The organism is Arsenicicoccus bolidensis DSM 15745, assembly GCF_000426385.1.
Lineage (GTDB): Bacteria > Actinomycetota > Actinomycetes > Actinomycetales > Dermatophilaceae > Arsenicicoccus > Arsenicicoccus bolidensis.
Genome location: NZ_AUFG01000002.1, coordinates 17181 through 33963, shown reverse-complemented (window position 1 = coordinate 33963; position 16783 = coordinate 17181). Strand labels below are relative to the sequence as shown.

At 71.4% G+C, this 16783-nt stretch carries 15 protein-coding genes; 7 read left to right on the top strand and 8 right to left on the bottom strand.

The features are described from left to right. Genes K313_RS0101515 through K313_RS0101505 form a run of 3 tightly spaced genes read left to right on the top strand, consistent with a single transcriptional unit; the run spans position 1 to position 3633 of the window. Positions 1-1143 carry a thiamine pyrophosphate-dependent dehydrogenase E1 component subunit alpha gene (locus K313_RS0101515; protein ID WP_029210126.1) on the top strand — a complete coding sequence of 381 codons (1143 nt, stop codon included), beginning with the start codon at positions 1-3 and terminating at the stop codon, positions 1141-1143. A gap of 3 nt (positions 1144-1146) precedes the next feature. Beyond that, entirely contained in the window at positions 1147-2127 is a 981-nt protein-coding gene (locus K313_RS0101510; RefSeq protein WP_019285312.1) for an alpha-ketoacid dehydrogenase subunit beta, read from the top strand. A gap of 21 nt (positions 2128-2148) precedes the next feature. Next, the gene (locus K313_RS0101505; protein ID WP_029210125.1) at positions 2149-3633 is read left to right on the top strand and encodes a dihydrolipoamide acetyltransferase family protein; all 1485 of its coding nucleotides are present in this window, start codon (positions 2149-2151) and stop codon (positions 3631-3633) included. A gap of 358 nt (positions 3634-3991) precedes the next feature. Here the strand turns inward: K313_RS0101505 and purU are convergent, their stop codons facing one another. From purU to K313_RS0101480, 5 genes are all read right to left on the bottom strand, one after another. After that, positions 3992-4858 carry a formyltetrahydrofolate deformylase gene (gene purU / locus K313_RS0101500; RefSeq protein WP_029210124.1) on the bottom strand — a complete coding sequence of 289 codons (867 nt, stop codon included), beginning with the start codon at positions 4856-4858 and terminating at the stop codon, positions 3992-3994. Between the two features lie 115 nt (positions 4859-4973). Next, complete coding sequence (locus tag K313_RS0101495) at positions 4974-5675, bottom strand: class I SAM-dependent methyltransferase (RefSeq protein WP_029210123.1); 702 nt, start codon at positions 5673-5675, stop codon at positions 4974-4976. Positions 5676-5786: 111 nt separating this feature from the next. Next, entirely contained in the window at positions 5787-7670 is a 1884-nt protein-coding gene (locus K313_RS0101490) for an MDR family MFS transporter (protein ID WP_029210122.1), read from the bottom strand. Then, positions 7670-8083: a MarR family winged helix-turn-helix transcriptional regulator gene (locus K313_RS19620; RefSeq protein WP_019285308.1), complete on the bottom strand. Its 414-nt coding sequence runs from the start codon at positions 8081-8083 to the stop codon at positions 7670-7672. The genes K313_RS0101490 and K313_RS19620 overlap by 1 nt, the downstream gene beginning before the upstream one ends. A 169-nt stretch (positions 8084-8252) precedes the next feature. Then, positions 8253-9155, bottom strand: coding sequence for a maleylpyruvate isomerase N-terminal domain-containing protein (locus K313_RS0101480; protein WP_029210121.1), 903 nt, complete (start codon positions 9153-9155; stop codon positions 8253-8255). Positions 9156-9215: 60 nt separating this feature from the next. Between K313_RS0101480 and K313_RS0101475 the strand changes: the two genes are divergently transcribed. The 4 genes from K313_RS0101475 to ppk2 all read left to right on the top strand — a co-directional run bounded on the left by K313_RS0101475 (position 9216) and on the right by ppk2 (position 14461). Beyond that, a complete protein-coding gene (locus tag K313_RS0101475; RefSeq protein WP_029210120.1) occupies positions 9216-11243 on the top strand; it encodes a bifunctional copper resistance protein CopD/cytochrome c oxidase assembly protein in 2028 nt (675 codons plus the stop codon). Between the two features lie 61 nt (positions 11244-11304). Next, on the top strand, positions 11305-13170 hold the full coding sequence (locus tag K313_RS0101470) for an NHL domain-containing thioredoxin family protein (protein ID WP_029210119.1): 1866 nt from the start codon (positions 11305-11307) through the stop codon (positions 13168-13170). A gap of 111 nt (positions 13171-13281) precedes the next feature. Further along, positions 13282-13509, top strand: a complete 228-nt coding sequence (locus K313_RS0101465; protein ID WP_029210118.1) for a DUF6458 family protein — start codon at positions 13282-13284, stop codon at positions 13507-13509. Positions 13510-13528: 19 nt separating this feature from the next. Next, positions 13529-14461, top strand: a complete 933-nt coding sequence (gene ppk2 / locus K313_RS0101460; protein ID WP_029210117.1) for a polyphosphate kinase 2 — start codon at positions 13529-13531, stop codon at positions 14459-14461. Between the two features lie 120 nt (positions 14462-14581). On the opposite strand, the gene K313_RS0101455 is transcribed toward ppk2, so the two are convergent. Genes K313_RS0101455 through K313_RS21905 form a run of 3 tightly spaced genes read right to left on the bottom strand, consistent with a single transcriptional unit; the run spans position 14582 to position 16622 of the window. After that, positions 14582-15337: a DUF3618 domain-containing protein gene (locus K313_RS0101455; protein ID WP_029210116.1), complete on the bottom strand. Its 756-nt coding sequence runs from the start codon at positions 15335-15337 to the stop codon at positions 14582-14584. Continuing rightward, entirely contained in the window at positions 15334-15849 is a 516-nt protein-coding gene (locus K313_RS19615; protein WP_029210115.1) for a phage holin family protein, read from the bottom strand. Before K313_RS19615 ends, K313_RS0101455 begins: the two co-directional genes overlap by 4 nt. Beyond that, entirely contained in the window at positions 15846-16622 is a 777-nt protein-coding gene (locus tag K313_RS21905; protein ID WP_051273956.1) for a hypothetical protein, read from the bottom strand. Before K313_RS21905 ends, K313_RS19615 begins: the two co-directional genes overlap by 4 nt. Positions 16623-16783: the final 161 nt, after the last annotated feature.

Genomic DNA, 16783 nt, shown 5'->3' with positions numbered 1-16783 from the left:
ATGAGCGACAACGTCGTCGCCCGCCCAGGCGGCAGTGACGCCTATGGCGGGCCGGAGATGGTGCAGCTGCTCACCCCCGAGGGGGAGCGCATCGACCACCCGGAGTACTCCCGCTATCTCGACGGGCTGACCGACGAGGACCTGCGCGGCTTCTACCGCGACATGTTCCTCATCCGCCGCGTCGACACCGAGGGCACGGCGCTGCAGCGTCAGGGCGAGCTGGGCCTGTGGGTCTCGCTGCTCGGCCAGGAGGCCGCCCAGATCGGGGTCGGCCGGGCGATGCGCAAGCAGGACTACGCCTTCCCCGGCTACCGCGAGCACGGCGTCGGCTGGTGCCGCGGCGTCAAGCCCCTGCAGGTGATGTCGCAGTTCCGGGGCGTCGACCAGGGCGGGTGGGACCCCAATGAGGTGGGGATGCAGCTCTACACGATCGTCATCGGCAACCAGGTGCTCATGGGCACCGGCTACGCGATGGGGATCACGCTGGACGGCGACGTGGGCACGGGCGACCCCGACCGCGACGCCGCGGTCGTCGCCTTCTTCGGCGACGGGGCCACCGCGCAGGGCGACGTCAACGAGTCCTTCGTCTTCGCCGGCGTCAACAACGCCCCCATCGTGTTCTTCTGCCAGAACAACCAGTGGGCCATCTCCGAGCCCAACGAGCGCCAGACCCGCGGCCCGCTCTACCACCGCGCCAACGGGTTCGGGTTCCCCGGCATCCGCGTCGACGGCAACGACGTGCTGGCGTCGTACGCGGTCTCCAAGGCGATGCTCGACCGGGCCCGCGACGGCCAGGGCCCGTCGTTCATCGAGGCCTTCACCTACCGCATGTCCGCACACACGACCTCGGACGACCCGACGAAGTACCGCGTGGACGCCGAGGTCGAGGTGTGGAAGCACCGCGACCCCATCCAGCGGCTGCGGGCCTATCTCATCCGCTCCGGCAAGGCCGACCAGGCGTTCTTCGACGACCTGCAGCGCGAGGCCGACGCCCTGGCCGAGGAGATCCGCACGGGGACGATCGGCATGACCGAGCCCGACCCGCACGGCATGTTCGACCACGTCTACGTGGAGGACGACCACGCCCTGATCGAGCAGCAGCGCGCGGAGTTCGCTGCCTACGCCGCGAGCTTCGAGGACTGAACGATGACCAAGCTGACCATTGCCAAGGCCATCAACGCCGGCCTCCGCGCCGCCATGGAGCGCGACCCCAAGGTCGTCCTGTGCGGAGAGGACGTCGGCAAGCTCGGCGGCGTCTTCCGCATCACCGAGCACCTGCAGAAGGACTTCGGCGAGCACCGGGTCATGGACTCGGCCCTGGCCGAGTCCGGCATCATCGGGACGAGCGTCGGTATGGCGCTGCGGGGTTACCGCCCCGTCGCGGAGATCCAGTTCGACGGCTTCGTCTACCCGGCGTTCGACCAGATCGTGTCCCAGGTCTCCAAGATGCACTACCGCTCGCGCGGCAAGCTCCGGCTGCCCATGGTGATCCGCATCCCGATGGGTGGCGGCATCGGGGCGGTCGAGCACCACAGCGAGTCCAACGAGGCCTACTTCGCCCACACCGCGGGGCTGCGCACGGTCTTCGTGTCCAACCCCGAGGACGCCTACTGGGGGATCCAGCAGGCCATCGAGTCCGACGACCCGGTGATCTTCTACGAGCCCAAGCGGCGCTACCACGAGAAGGGCGAGGTCGACCTCGAGGCGCCGTCCGCGCCGCGAGGCCTCTACGGCGCCAACGTGATCGTGCCCGGCACCGACGTCACGGTCGTCTGCTACGGCCCCATGGTCAAGACCTGCATCCAGGCTGCCGCGGCGGCCGCCGAGGAGGGCACCTCGCTCGAGGTTATCGACCTGCGCTCGGTCAGCCCGCTCGACATCGACACCGTCTGCGCGTCGGTCGAGCGGACCGGTCGGCTGGTCGTCGTCCACGAGGCCGCGTCCTTCCTCGGTCTCGGCTCCGAGATCGCGGCCCAGGTGCAGGAGCGCTGCTTCTACCAGCTCGAGGCGCCGGTGCAGCGCGTCACGGGCTACTACCTGCCCTACCCGCCCTCGAAGTACGAGGAGCACTTCCTGCCCGACCTCGACCGCGTGCTCGACGGCGTCGACCGCGTCCTGGCCCACTGAGCCCGAGAGGAGCGAATTCACATGGCAATCAGGAAGTTCAACCTCCCGGACCCCGGTGAGGGTCTGCTCGAGGCCGAGATCGTGACGTGGAAGGTCAAGGAGGGCGACGAGGTCAAGGTCAACGACATCGTCGTCGAGATCGAGACCGCCAAGTCCCTGGTCGAGCTGCCGATCCCGTGGGCCGGCACCGTCGCCCAGATCATGGCGCCCGAGGGCGAGACGGTCGACGTGGGCACCCCGATCATCGCCATCGACGACGGCACCGGCGGTGGGGACGCCCCGGCCGAGCCCGACGACGCGTCCGCCGCGGCCACCCAGGCCCAGGTCGACGAGGCCATGGGGACGGGCACGTCCGCCGCCCCCAAGGAGGAGCGCGTCGCGGTCCTCGTCGGCTACGGCCCCAAGGTGACCGACGCCAAGCGCCGCCCCCGCAAGCACCAGCGCGGCCCGCTGCCCACCCCGAGCGAGACCAAGAACCCCGAGTCCTGGGGTGGTTTCGCGCAGGTCGCGGCGGCCACCGAGATGACCCACCCGACCGTCGTGGACCCGCACGGCGTCGCGGTCGAGGTCGCCGACGGCGCGGGATCCCGTCCCGGCAAGGCCCTCGCCAAGCCCCCCGTCCGCAAGTACGCCAAGGACAAGGGCGTGGACCTCACGGCCGTCACCGGCACGGGTGACGGCGGCGCGGTCACGCGCGCCGACGTCGACGCCTACCTCGCGGGAGGCGCGCAGCCCCAGGAGGCGGCGGGCGCTCCGGCATACGGCTCGAGGGGTCTGGCCGGCGACGCCGAGCGCGAGGTGCGCATCCCGATCAAGGGCGTGCGCAAGGTGACCGCGCAGGCCATGGTCGGGTCGGCGTTCACGGCGCCGCACGTGACCGAGTTCATCACCGTCGACGTCACCGAGATGATGGCGCTGGTCGACCGGCTCAAGAAGGACAAGGAGTTCAAGGACGTCCGCGTCTCGCCGCTCCTCGTCGTCGCCAAGGCCCTGATCGTCGCCAGCCGCCGCAACCCCGGCGTCAACGCGACCTGGGACGAGGCCAACCAGGAGATCGTGCACAAGAACTACGTCAACCTCGGGATCGCGGCCGCCACGCCGCGCGGTCTGATGGTGCCCAACATCAAGGACGCCGACCGCCTGTCGATGCTCGAGCTGGCGCAGGCCATGGGCTCGCTCGTCGAGACCGCCCGGGCCGGGCGCACGCAGCCCGCCGAGATGTCCGGCGGCACGATCACGATCACCAACGTCGGCGTCTTCGGCGTCGACACGGGCACGCCGATCATCAACCCCGGCGAGTCCGCGATCCTGGCCTTCGGCGCGGTGCGTCGTCAGCCCTGGGTCGTCACCGCGGCCGACGGGTCCGAGGAGATCGTGCCGCGCTGGATCACGCAGCTCGCGCTGTCCTTCGACCACCGGCTGATCGACGGCGAGCTCGGCTCGAGGTTCCTGGCCGACGTCGCCAAGGTGCTCGAGGACCCGGCCCGCGGGCTCGTCTGGGGCTGAGCGGTCTCAGTCGTATGACGGCGGGGTCGGGCGCGACGCGTCCGGCCCCGCCATTGCGTGTGCTGGCGCCTCGGCGTCCGTTCCCTGTCTCGGTGACCGTCTCCTGTCTCGGTGACCGTCTCCTGTCTCGGCGACCGTCTCCTGTCTCGGCGTCCGTTCCCTGTCTCGGCGACCGTCTCCTGTCTCGGCGACTGTCTCCCGTCTCGGCGACTGTCTCCTGTCTCGGCGACCGTCTCCTGTCTTGCGCTGCAGCAGGAGACGGGGGCTGCACGGCAAGACGGGGGCTGGAGGTCCAGACCGGGGACGGCGGGTGCGATGGTCGGGTGCGACGGCTGCGTGCGCGTGAGCGCCCAGGGCGTCAGCGCAGGACGATCGTGCGGTGGCCGTCGCGGATGATCCGGTGCTCGGCGTGCCACTCGACCGCGCGGGCGAGGACCTGCGTCTCCACGTCGCGACCGATGGCGACCATCCGCTCCGGCGCCGCCCAGTGGTCGACGCGCGCGACGTCCTGCTCGATGATCGGCCCCTCGTCGAGGTCCGCGGTGACGTAGTGCGCGGTCGCGCCGATCAGCTTGACGCCGCGGGCGTGGGCCTGGTGGTAGGGGCGGGCGCCCTTGAAGCTCGGCAGGAACGAGTGGTGGATGTTGATGGCCCGCCCGTCCAGCGCGCGACACAGGTCGTCCGACAGCACCTGCATGTAGCGAGCGAGCACCACCAGCTCGACGTCCAGCTCGTCGACGAGCTCCAGCAGGCGCCCCTCGGCCTCGGCCTTGGTCTCGCGCGTCACGGGGACGTGGTGAAAGGGGATGCCGTAGCCCTCGACGAGCGTGCGGAAGTCCTCGTGGTTGGAGACGACGGCAGGGATCTCGACGTTGAGGGCGCCGATGCGGGCGCGAAAGAGCAGGTCGTTGAGGCAGTGGCCGAAGCGGCTGACCATGAGCAGCGTGCGGGTGGGGCGGGCGGCGTCCTGCAGGTCCCAGGTGAGCGCGAACCTTTCGGCCACCGGCGCGAAGTCCGCTCGCAGTCGGTCGATCTCGGGCACCGGCCCGCTGAATTGCACGCGCATGAAGAACGCGTCCGCCTCAGGGTCGCCGAACTGGCTCGACTCGAGGATCGTGCAGCCGTGCTCGACCAGGAACCCGCTCACCCCGTGCACGATCCCCACGACGTCGGGGCGCGCGGTGAGGGTGAGGACATAGGTGGGTTCGGTGGCCTGGCTGGGCACGGTGGCTCCCGTGGGTCGAGTGATGTCGTCGTATGCCGGACCGCTGCGGTCCGCGCACCACTGTGCCTCACGGGGTCGCCGCGAGGCGGGACCGTCCGCTACTGGGACGGGTGCGTCAGCGGTGCAGCAACGACCGCAGTCGCCCCAGGGGGCTGGGGGCCTTGGTGGCGTGCCGGTGGAGGCTCACGGCATACGACCCGCCGGTGAAGTCCCCGCCCTCCCAGGTGCCACGGCGTTCGGACAGCTCGAGTCCCGCTGCGGCGCAGGCTCGGTCGTAGTCCGAGAGGGGAGTGGGCTCGACGCCGGCGGGCAGGTGCTCGTGGTCGAGCCCGAACCCGGCGACCAGCACCCCGTCCGGCTTGAGGACGCCGGCGAGGTTGCGGACGACCTGGTGGAGGGTGCCTGGCGCGAGCAGGGGGATGACGTTGCCCGCGAGGAGGACGACGTCGAAGCCCGCGCCGATGATGCCCTGCGGGACGTCGAGGTCGGCGAGATCGCTGAGCCAGAAGGGGATCCGTGGGTTGCGGTCGGCGGCGACCCGCAGCATCGACAGGTCGGCGTCGACGCCCACGACCGGGTGGCCGAGCTCCGCCAGGCGCACGGCGACCCGGCCGGTGCCGCAACCGGCGTCGAGCACGCGGCCGCCCTCGGGCAGCAGCGAAACGACGAGTTCGGCCTCGCCGTGCGGGTTCCCGCCGGCGGCATAGGTCAGGTCGAGGACCTGCTGGATGCGGCGCTCGTAGTCCGCGCCCCCGTCGTCGCCGACCAGCTCGGCCCAGCGGGTGCGCGGAGAAGCGCTGTCGGGAGTCTCGCTCATGCTCGTCACGATAGCCCGACCCCGAGGGGACCTACCTCAGGTGGTCACGTCCGCCTGGGTTGGCACGCCAAGCGGATGTGACCACCTCAGGCCGACCAGCGGATCAGCGGATCAGTGGGTGGCGGGGTCGGACGCGCGGTGGCGACCCTTGCGGTGCGGGTCCAGCTGGTGGTCCTCCAGGTGGTCCCAGGTGTCCTGCAGCTCGTCGAAGGTGTGTCCGCCGGTCTCGAACGCCGCGGCGTCCAGCAGGAACTTCTCGAGGCTGTCGTGCAGGCGCTTGTCCGACTCGGAGGCGTCGTCACCGAGCGGCAGCAGGCCCCGGTCGGACTTGGCCCGCTGGGCGGCCATCGCTGCCTGCGCCGACTGGTTGGACAGCACCACGTTCGGCAGGAAGGCCAGGACCAGGACACCGATCCCGCACACGATCGCCCCGAGGAGGAAGACGTGGTCCATCGACGTCGCGAAGCCCGCCTTGATGGGGTGGGACAGGGCAGGGTGCAGCTTGTCGATGATGGAGGAGTCCGCGCCGACGTTGCCGAGACCGCTGGCGCCCTGGCCGCTGGCCATGCCCTTGACGAGCCCCGCCGACTCCGGTGAGTAGGCGGACACGGCCGGGTCACGCAGGGCGGCAAGGAAGCTCGGGTCCTTGGCGGCGCTGGTGAAGGCGTCCTTGATGCTGTCGCCGAGCGAGTTGAACAGCACGGACAAGAAGATCGCGACGCCGAGCGTGCCACCGATCTGGCGGAAGAACGTGGCCGAGGAGGTCGCCATACCCATCTCGCGCGGCTCGACCGCGGCCTGCACGGCCAGGGTCAGGGGCTGCATCGTGTTGCCGAGCCCGAGGCCGAAGAAGAACATCAGCGTCATGACCCAGGTGAGGCTGCTGTCGGCGGTGATGCGGGACAGCGCGAAGAGGACGATCGTCATGAGCGTCACGCCGATCAGCGGGAAGATCTTGATGCGTCCGGTCTTGCTCATGAGCTGGCCGGACACGATCGAGGCCAGCATCATCCCGACGACCATGGGGAGCATCTGCAGACCCGACGTGGTGGGCGACGAGCCGTGCACGATCTGGAGGTAGAGCGGGATCGACATCATGCCGCCGAACATGCCGGCTCCGATGACGAAGCCGCCGGTGAGCGAGATGACGATGGTGCGGTTGCGGAAGATGCGCAGGGGGATCAGGGCGTCGTCACCGGCGCGCGCCTCGGACCAGATGAAGGCCGCGATGCCGGCCAGGCCGATGGCGAAGCAGGCCAGGGACGCGGCCGAGGTCCAGCCCCAGGTGCGGCCCTGCTCGGCGACGAGGAGCAGCGGCACCAGACCGACGATGATCGTGGTGGCCCCGGCCCAGTCGATGCGGGCCTTGCGCGGGGTGTGGTTGAGGTGCAGCGTCGCCATGACGGCGGCGAAGGCGATCAGGCCGATCGGGACGTTCATGAAGAAGATCCAGCGCCACCCGGCGAGGCCGAGGATGGAGTCGCGCTCGGCGAAGAACCCGCCGAGGACCGGGCCGATCACGCTCGAGGTGCCGAAGACGGCCAGGAAGTAGCCCTGGTACTTGGCGCGCTCGCGCGGCGGGACCACGTCGCCGATGATGGCGAGGGCCAGCGACATGAGACCACCGGCGCCGAGGCCCTGCACGGCGCGGGCGCCGGCCAGCTGGTACATCGTCTGGGGGATCGTGCAGAGCAGCGAGCCGGCGACGAAGATCGTGATGGCGGCGAGGTAGAAGCGCTTGCGGCCGTAGATGTCGGACAGCTTGCCGTAGATCGGGGTCGAGATCGTCGACGTGATCAGGTAGGCCGTCGTGACCCAGACCTGCTGGTCCAGGCCGTGGAGGTCGTCGGCGATGGTCTTGATCGCGGTGCCGACGACGTTCTGGTCGAGCGCGGCGAGAAACATCCCGGCCATCAGGCCCAGGATGATCGTGACGATCTGCTTGTGGGAGAGCTCCCCGGACGCTGCCGGGGAGGCGGGGGTGGTGCTGGCCATCAGGCTCCTTGAGAGTGCAGGTGACGCTCGACGGCGTCGGCATATCGGTCGAGCAGGCCGCTGAGGGCCTGGATGTCGTGGGCGTCCCAGTCGTGCAGGATCTGGGCGAACCGGGCGGCGCGCTCCTCGCGCAGTCGTATGACGAGCTCCCGACCGGTGTCGGTGATCGCGATGACCTGGGCCCGGCGGTCCCGGTCGTCCGCCTGCTTGGTCACCAGGTCGAGCGCGGTGAGGGCACTGACCTGACGGCTGGTGGTCGAGACGTCGAGGTGGCAGGCGGCGGCGAGGTCGGAGACCCGTCGGGGCTGGTCGTGGGCGGCGAAGAGGACGGGCAGCGCGGCATGCTCGATCCCGGACATCGGGAGGGGGGAGATGTGCTTGAGGACGATGCTCGCCTTGGCCGCCCGCGTCATGCTCGCACCGAGATCGGTGGAGGGGCCGAGGAGATGCTCAGGCGCAGGGTGTGGCGTATTCATTTGCTTGCAGCATACAACTAATTTGCTGAAGCCTCAACTCTCGCGAGACCGCTCGGGCGGACGGGGCGGATGGGGCGGACGGGGTGTGCCGGGTGGGCGGCGTTCGTCAGGGGGTGAAGCGGAGGCTGGCCAGGACGCGCCGCGCCACGTCCTCGTCGCCCCCGGCCACGGTGTAGGTCACCTCGTCGACCGAGCGGCGGCCCGCGGCGAGGCGTCCGAACGCGCTGGTGGACAGCTTGGCCGTGGTGATCTGGGTGTTGGGGTCGATGGCCCGCATGGTCGTCGTGGTGTTGCCTGACGACTGCTGGTCCCCCTCGCCGCCGAAGAGCACGACGCCGTGGGGGCGCGGGTCCTCCTCGGTGCCGTCCTCGACCCGCACCCCGATGCGGGCGGTCACGGGGCCGGTGAGCTCGAGGATGACCGTGTCGCCGATGGGCACCTCGGCACGACGGGCGATGGCCTGGGGCACGGTCCGCACCGCCGACGCCACGAACACCGCGGCGGCGGGGGAGTCCAGGTTGCCGGGCTCGTCGAGGGCTGCGCGGATGTCCTGCTCGTGCACCCAGATGTCCATGGTGCGCATGCGGAGCAGCTCGCCGATGGTCGTGGGTCGGTCCTGCATGCCGGCGACGATGGAGTCGAGCTCGAGTCCCGGGCTGCCGACGGTCGCGACCCGCCGGCCGAGGACGTACTCCAGCTCGCGCACGACGTCCACGCCGGCGCGCGAGCGGCGCGCCTCGACGCCGGCCTCCATGAAGTGGCCGAGGTCGTTGCGGACGTGGTCGTAGCCGGGCACGTCCACGTGCGGCTCGGGCAGCCCCTCGAGGTGGGACTCGACGGCCACGACGTGCGAGACGTGGTCCTTGACCGTCCAGCCGGGGCAGTCGGTCGGGAGCGCGAGCTGCTCGTCGGTGAGCCCGCGTCCGAGGTCGGTGACGGCCTGTCCCGTGTGCGCGAAGGCGTTGACGAGGCCGGGCAGGTCCGTGGGTGGTGCCGGGTGGATGGGCATGGCCCCACCCTAACGACGGGCGGAGCCGACCGCGTCCCTGCGTCGCCTTAGGCTGGAGGGGTGAGCAGCACCCAGGTCGCGTCCCCGTCCACGCCCCACCGGGACGACTCTCGGGAGGCCCGCACGGTGATCGCGACGGTCCCTCTCGTCGGGGCGCTGGTCGCGCTGCTGGCCGGCGGGCTCGCGACGGGTGCCTTCACCGAGCTCGTGACGGGTCTCGGCGACGCCGGCCCCTCGGTCCGCTGGGGCCTGCCCCTGGTCCGCGCCGTCCACGACGTCGCGCTCGCCGCCACGGTCGGCCTGCTCCTCGTCGGCACGATGCTGGTGCCCGACGACCGCGAGGGGACCCGGCGCGTGACGGCGGCCCGCGCGGCCAGCCTGACCGGCATGATCTGGGTCGTCGCGGGGCTCGCCGGGGTGGTCCTCACGTTCGCCGACGCCGCCGGCATGTCCCCGACGGACCCGCAGTTCGGGGACCAGTTCGGGGCCTTCGCGATGAGCTTCGACGCCATCCGGGCCACCGTGGTCTCGGCTCTCATCGGCATGGTCGTCACCACCGGCGCCGCCGTGGGCCGCTCGCGCTACACCCTCGCCTGGATGCTCGTCCTCGGCCTCCTCGCGCTCTTCCCCCTCGGCCTCGCGGGTCACGCCGCAGGGTCGGTCGCGCACGACACGGCCGTGACGTCGCTGCAGTACCACCTGCTCGGCGCCGTCCTGTGGCTCGGTGGCCTGCTGGGGATCCTCGTCCTGCGGCCCCTCCTGCGCGGGCGGGACCTGGGCGTCACCGTCGAGCGCTACTCCCACGTGGCGACCTGGTCGTTGGGCTTCGTCGCGCTGTCCGGCCTGCTCAACGCCGCCGTGCGGGTCGGCTCGTGGCGGGGGCTCGCGTCGGCATACGGCCTGCTCATCGTGCTCAAGGTCCTCCTGCTCGTGGCCCTCGCCCTGGTCGGCCTGCGGCAACGGCGCGCGTATGTCGCTCGCCTGCGGGAGAACCCCGCCCTGGCCGCCGGGTTCGCCCGGTTCGCCGCCATCGAGCTCGCCGTCATGGGGCTCGCCGTCGGGCTCGGGGTCGCCCTGTCGCGGTCGGCCCCGCCCGTCCCCGAGGTCCAGGCGGGCATCACGGCGGCCGAGTCGCTCACGGGCTACCCGGCGCCGGCCGTGCCGCAGGGCTGGTCCTGGCTGGCGACGTGGCGCGTCGACTGGCTGTGGCTGTCGCTGTCGCTCATCGCCGTCGGGCTCTACCTGCACGGGGTGCGCGTGCTGCACCGGCGCGGCGACCGCTGGCCCGTCACCCGCACCCTGGCCTGGCTCGCCGGGCACGCGATCTTCCTGCTCGCGACGCAGGGCGGGCCCGGGGTGCTCGGCAAGGTGTCCTTCTCGTGGCACATGTCGATGCACATGGCGCTGATGATGGGCGTCCCGATGCTCCTGGTCCTCGGCGCGCCCTCGACGCTGGCGCTGCGCGTCCTGAGGCCGCGGCACGACGGGTCGTTCGGGCTGCGCGAGCTGCTGAGCGCGGCCCTCGGCTCCCGCTGGGTGGGGTTCATGGCCAACCCCCTGGTGGCGGCGATCAACTTCTACGCGAGCCTGATCGTCTTCTACTTCACGCCACTGTTCGAGCTCGCGCTGCGCACCCACACCGGGCACGTGCTCATGGTCGTCCACTTCGTGCTGGCAGGCTACGGTTTCGCGTGGGTGCTGATCGGCGTCGACCCGGGCCCGCGCAAGTGGCCGGCGCCGGGCCGCCTGGTCCTGCTGCTGGGGACGCTCGGCTTCCACGCGTGGTTCGGGATCGCGCTGATGTCCGGGACGACGCTGCTCGCGCCCACCTTCTACCAGGCGCTGCAGCTCGGCTGGGGCTGGAACCTCCTGCAGGACCAGCAGGACGGCGGCGCCATCGCCTGGGGGATCGGTGAGCTCCCCACCATGATCCTGGCGCTGCTGGTGGTGGCGGACTGGGTGCGCTCGGACTCGCGCGAGTCCCGGCGCTACGACCGCGAGGCGGAGCGCGACGAGGACGCCGAGCTGCGGGCCTACAACGAGCGGCTGGGCCGGATCGCCGGCCACGACCAGACCCGCCGGGGGTAAAGGCATCAGCCTGGCGGACGAGGGCCGGTCGATGCCTTCACCGGGGGTAGGTTTGCGTGTCATGGCTGATCGTCGTGCCCGCGTCCGTGCCCCCGAGCTCGTCGGCCGGGGGTGGCTCAACACCGGGGGGCGCGAGGTCACCCTCGCCGAGCTGCGGGGCAAGGTCGTCGTCCTCGACTTCTGGACCTTCTGCTGCGTCAACTGCCTGCACGTCCTGGACGAGCTGCGGCCCCTGGAGCAGGAGTTCTCCGACAGCCTCGTGCTGATCGGCGTCCACTCGCCCAAGTTCGTCCACGAGGCCGACCCCGACGCGCTCGCCGCCGCCGTCGAGCGCTACGCCGTGCACCACCCCGTCCTCGACGACCCGGACCTGGTCACCTGGCAGGCCTACACCGCGCGCGCCTGGCCGACCCTCGTCGTGATCGACCCCGAGGGCTATGTCGTCGCGTCCATGTCGGGCGAGGGTCACGCCCACGGCCTCGAGGTCCTCGTCCGCGAGCTGCTCGCCGAGCACGACGCCAAGGGGACCCTGCGCCGCGGGGACGGCCCCTACGTCGCCCCGCCGCCGCCCACCTCGCCGCTGCGCTTCCCGGGCAAGGCGGTCCGGCTCGACGACGGCTCGGTGCTCGTGTCCGACACCGCGCACCACGAGATCGTCCGGCTGGCACCCGATCTCGTGACCGAGCAGAGGCGGTATGCCGCCCAGCCGCCCCTCGCGGAGCCGCAGGGCGTGCTGCTGCTGCCACCCGAGCTGGCCGCCCGCACCGGCGTGGACGTCGCGGTCGCCGACAGCGTCAACCACCAGGTGCGGGGTCTGCACCTGGCGTCGGGGGAGTGGGCCACGCTCGCCGGCACCGGCTCCCAGCTGCGCGAGCGCACCGGCGGGGGACCGGCGCTCGCGCAGGACCTGTCGACCCCCTGGGACCTCGCCTGGTGGCAGGACCGGCTCGTCGTCGCCATGGCCGGCACCCACCAGCTCTGGTCGCTCGACCTGCGAGCCGACCCGGCGGACAACGAGATCCAGGTGCTGGCCGGCACCTCGGCCGAGGGGATCCGGGACGGGGGCGGGGGCGACTGCTGGTTCGCGCAGCCGTCGGGGCTCGCCGTCTCCGCCGACGGGGAGGTCCTGTGGGTGGCCGACTCCGAGACCTCCGCGCTGCGACGCGTCACCGTGGCGCCGACCGGCGGCCAGGGGGCCGTCGCAGCAGCGGATCTCGCCCCGGCCGTCCAGGTCGAGACCGTCGTGGGGCAGGGCCTGTTCGACTTCGGTCACGTCGACGGCCCGGCCGCGCAGGCCCTGATGCAGCACCCGCTCGGGGTGGGCGTCCTGCCGGACGGCTCGGTCGCCGTCGCCGACACCTACAACGGCGCGGTGCGCCGCTACGACCCCGCGAGCGGCGAGGTGTCGACGCTGCTCGGCGACCTGGCCGAGCCCAGCGACGTCCTCGTGGACGACGACGAGACCCTGCTGGTCGTCGAGTCGGCGGCCCACCGGATCGAGCGGATCGGCATACCGCCCGTGGCTCGCCGGGTCGACGGTCTCGCGCACACCACCCAGCGGCCCCGCACCGAGATCGCCCCGGGTGAGGTCGACCTGGTGGTGGACTTCGTGCCCCCGACGGGGCAGAAGCTCGACCTGCGCTGGGGCGACCCGACGCAGCTGATGGTGTCGAGCTCGCCCGAGGCGCTGCTGCGCGAGGGCTCGGGCACGGCCCAGGGGCTGACCCGGCGGCTGCACCTCGACCCCCGGGTGGGCGACGGCATCCTGCACGTCTCGGTCCGGGCCGCGGCCTGCGACGGCGACCCGGTCACCGGCGAGGTGCCCGAGCACGCGGCCTGCCATCTCTACCAGCAGGACTGGGGGATCCCGGTCGTCCTCGTGGACGGGGCGACGACCGAGCTCAGGCTCGATCTGCGTGGCACGTGACCGCTAAAAGGGTGAACGTGTTGACGATGAGTGACGAACGGCAACCCAAAGGGTACGTAATGGGCGCATCGCCCCGTCACCCGGACGGGGCCGGACGTTACGGAGCACCCCATGGGCATCGGCCTCGGCATCTTTCTCCTCGTGGTCGGCGCGGTCCTGAAGTTCGCGGTCCAGGACGCGATCCCGAGCATCGACCTCGGCATGATCGGCCTCATCCTGATGGGCGCCGGCGCGCTGTCGCTCGTGCTGTCGCTGATCATCAACCAGCAGCGCCGCCACACCCGTCACGACGCGATCATCGAGCACCACGACACGACCCTGCCGCGCGACCGCTACTGATCGCCGGGACAATGGGCAGATGACGCAGAAGTCCACCGGAAACAACCCCGAGGCCCACGCCACCAAGCCGCCCAAGCTCCCCTCCAAGGCCTACGAGGACGAGCTGGAGCGACTGCAGTCCGAGCTCGTGACCATGCAGCAGTGGGTGAAGCAGACCGGCAACCGGGTCGTGATCGTCTTCGAGGGGCGGGACGCGGCCGGCAAGGGCTCGGCCATCAAGCGCATCACGCAGTACCTCAACCCCCGCACCGTGCGGGTCGCGGCCCTGCCCGCGCCGACCGAGCGCCAGCGGACCCAGTGGTACTTCCAGCGCTACGTCGAGCACCTGCCCGCCGCCGGCGAGATCGTGATCTTCGACCGCAGCTGGTACAACCGGGCCGGCGTCGAGCGGGTCATGGGCTTCTGCACCGAGGTGGAGTACCAGCGCTTCCTGCAGCAGTGCCCCGTCTTCGAGCAGATGCTCCTCGACGACGGGATCATCCTGCGCAAGTACTGGTTCAGCGTGTCCGACGTCGAGCAGGAGAAGCGCTTCCGCTCCCGGCTCGGTGACCCCATGCGGCGCTGGAAGCTGTCGCCCATGGACCTCGAGTCGATCACGCGCTGGGAGGACTACTCCCGGGCCAAGGACCAGATGTTCGCCCACACCGACCTTCCCAGCTCGCCCTGGCACGTGGTCGAGTCCGAGGACAAGAAGCGCTCGCGGCTCAACGTGATCAAGCACCTGCTCGACTCGATCCCCTACCTCCACATCGACCCGCCGGAGGTCACGATCCCGGTGCGGCCCGAGGCCAAGGGCTACGAGCGGCCGCCGCGCGACCTGCAGCGCTACGTGCCGGACCACGCGGCCTCGCTGATCGACGGCGACGAGGGCAGCAAGAGCAACAAGCGCAGCAAGGACGACAAGCGCAGCAAGGACGACAAGCGCAGCAAGGGCGGCAAGGCCAAGAGCTAGCCCGTATGCCGGGACCCGCGCCCCGCCATACGAGGTGCGGGCACGGCCGAGGGGTGGGCCAGGCCATCAGGCCCGGACCCACCCCTCGGTGCTGCTCAGCGTTGCTAGGTGGTGCTGCGATCAGCTGTTCTTCTGCTTCTGCTGGACGTTCTCCTTGGAGTCCTGGGCCTGAGCCTTGACCTCCTGGGCGGCGTCCTGGCCCTCGCCCGTGACCTTGTCGACGCTCTCCTGGGCGCTCTCCTTGAGCGACTCGGCGGCCTCCTGCAGGGGGGCCTTGAGGTTGTCGGCGGCGTCCTGGGCGACGGACTTGGCGCCCTCGACGAGGGGCTGGCCCTTGTCCTGCGCCGCCTCCTTGGCGCGGACGGCGAGCTCGCGCTCGCGCTCCGACACCGGGAGGAGGGAGCCGACGAGCCAGCCCGCGCCGAGCGCGATCAGGCCGGCGGCCATCGGGTTGCCGCGGGTCTTGCGGCGCGCCACGGCCGGGGCCTGCTCGAGGTTGTCGCGAGCGGTGCCGGCAGCGTCGCGGACGCGGTCACCCGCGTCGGAGGCGGCCCCCGACACGCGGTCGCCGGTGTCGCTCAGGCGCTGGCCGACGCCGGGGCCCGACTGGTGGGTGTCGTCGGCGTAGTAGCGACGGCGACCGTCGGCGTAGTAGTACTCGTCGTCGTTCGAACCCATGATTCGCTCCTTGATGCCGCGGCCGGCGCCGACGACGCGGTCCTGGACCTTCTCGGCCTGACGCTTGGCGACGTTGCTCGGGTCGACGGCCTCACCGAGGGCGTTGACGTTCTGGCTGAGGTTGCCCCGGGTGCGCTCGATCTCGCGGCGCAGCTGCTCGGGGTCGTTGCTGCTGGTGGGGGTGTTGTCGTAGCTCATGCGCGGTTCTCGTTTCCCTTGAGCGCATCGGGGACCTGCTTGGCGGTCTCGATCGTGCGCGGTGCTCCCTTGACGTTCTTGAGGTCCTTGCGGCCCATGGAGGCCAGGACGGCGGCGATCACGGCCCAGATGGCGGCGACGATCAGCGCGGAGAGGACGTGGTTGTCCATCGCCGTGCCGAGGCCCCACCACAGGGCGATGGACAGGAACAGCAGGACGAAGTGGCCTGCCACCCCGGCCCCGCCGAGGAGTCCCACGCCCTTGCCGGCGGACTTGGCCGACTGCTGCACCTCGAGCTTGGCGAGGGCGGCCTCCTGGCGCAGGAGCGTCGTCATGTCGTTGGCGATGTCACCGAGCAGGGCTCCGACGGCGGAGAGCTCGCCCTTCTCGTACGTCTGGTGCGAGCCCTCGAGGGGCTCCGCGGGCCGGACGTCGCCCGGGGCGAGCGGCTCCCGCGGGAACGGGTCCGCGCCTGCGGCGGTGGCGCCGTGCGAGTTGTCGAACTGGGTCATCGGCGCAGGTCACCCGCTCCGGGGCGCTCGTCGCCACGGCCCTCGACGTAGGTGGTCGTCTCGGGGGCGTAGGTGGTCGTGGTGACCTCCTGGTCGTAGACCTCGGTGCCGTAGCCGTCGCGGGCGTAGTCCTGGGCGCCCACGCTGGTGCCCTCGACGCGGGTGCCCTCGGGGTAGGTGGTCTCGACGTAGCCCGCGCGCGGGGCGGTGGTCTCGACGTAGCCGTAGGAGCGGCGCTGCGTGTCGTAGCGCGCGTCGTAGGCCTCGTTGCGCTGCGCGTCGGCCTGCAGGCCACGCGTCAGACGGCCGCCGATCAGGCCGAGCAGGGCGGCGCCGGCCAGGAAGGTGCCGGGGTTGCGGCGGGCGTAGCGGCGGACCTCGTCGAGGACGTCCGCGGGCTCGCGGTTCTCGAGCCAGCCGGCGACCTGGTCGACGGTGCCGGCGGCCTGGGAGACGAGACCGGACGCGGTCGCGGTGTCCGCGCCGTGGGCCATCTGGTCCAGCTCGCCGGAGATGGTGCGCAGGGAGCCGGCCAGGCGCTGCTGCTGGCCGGAGATCTGCGTGGTGGCCTCGGAACGCACCTGGTGGAAGAGGTCCTGGGCCTGGCCCTTGGCCTCGCCCGCCAGCTGCTGGGCCTCGACCTTGGCGGTGTCGGCGACCTGCTGGCCGCCCTGCTGGGCGGTGCCGGCGACGTTCTTGGCCTCGTCGGCGGCGACGTCCTTGGTGGACGGCTCGGCGTTGGTGGTGCGGGGATCGAACGTGGGGTTCGACATGGCAGCCCCTCTCGTGGGGTGTGATGACCTGCTGGTGGCGAACGCCCGGGGCTTGAGCGTTGGCGGGCCCGCGGATCGCGGGACCTCGATGTCGCCTGCATACCCACTGACTCGGACTAGATCCCCCGATGCTCGCGAAGCGTCGATCGTTGTCCTGCGCG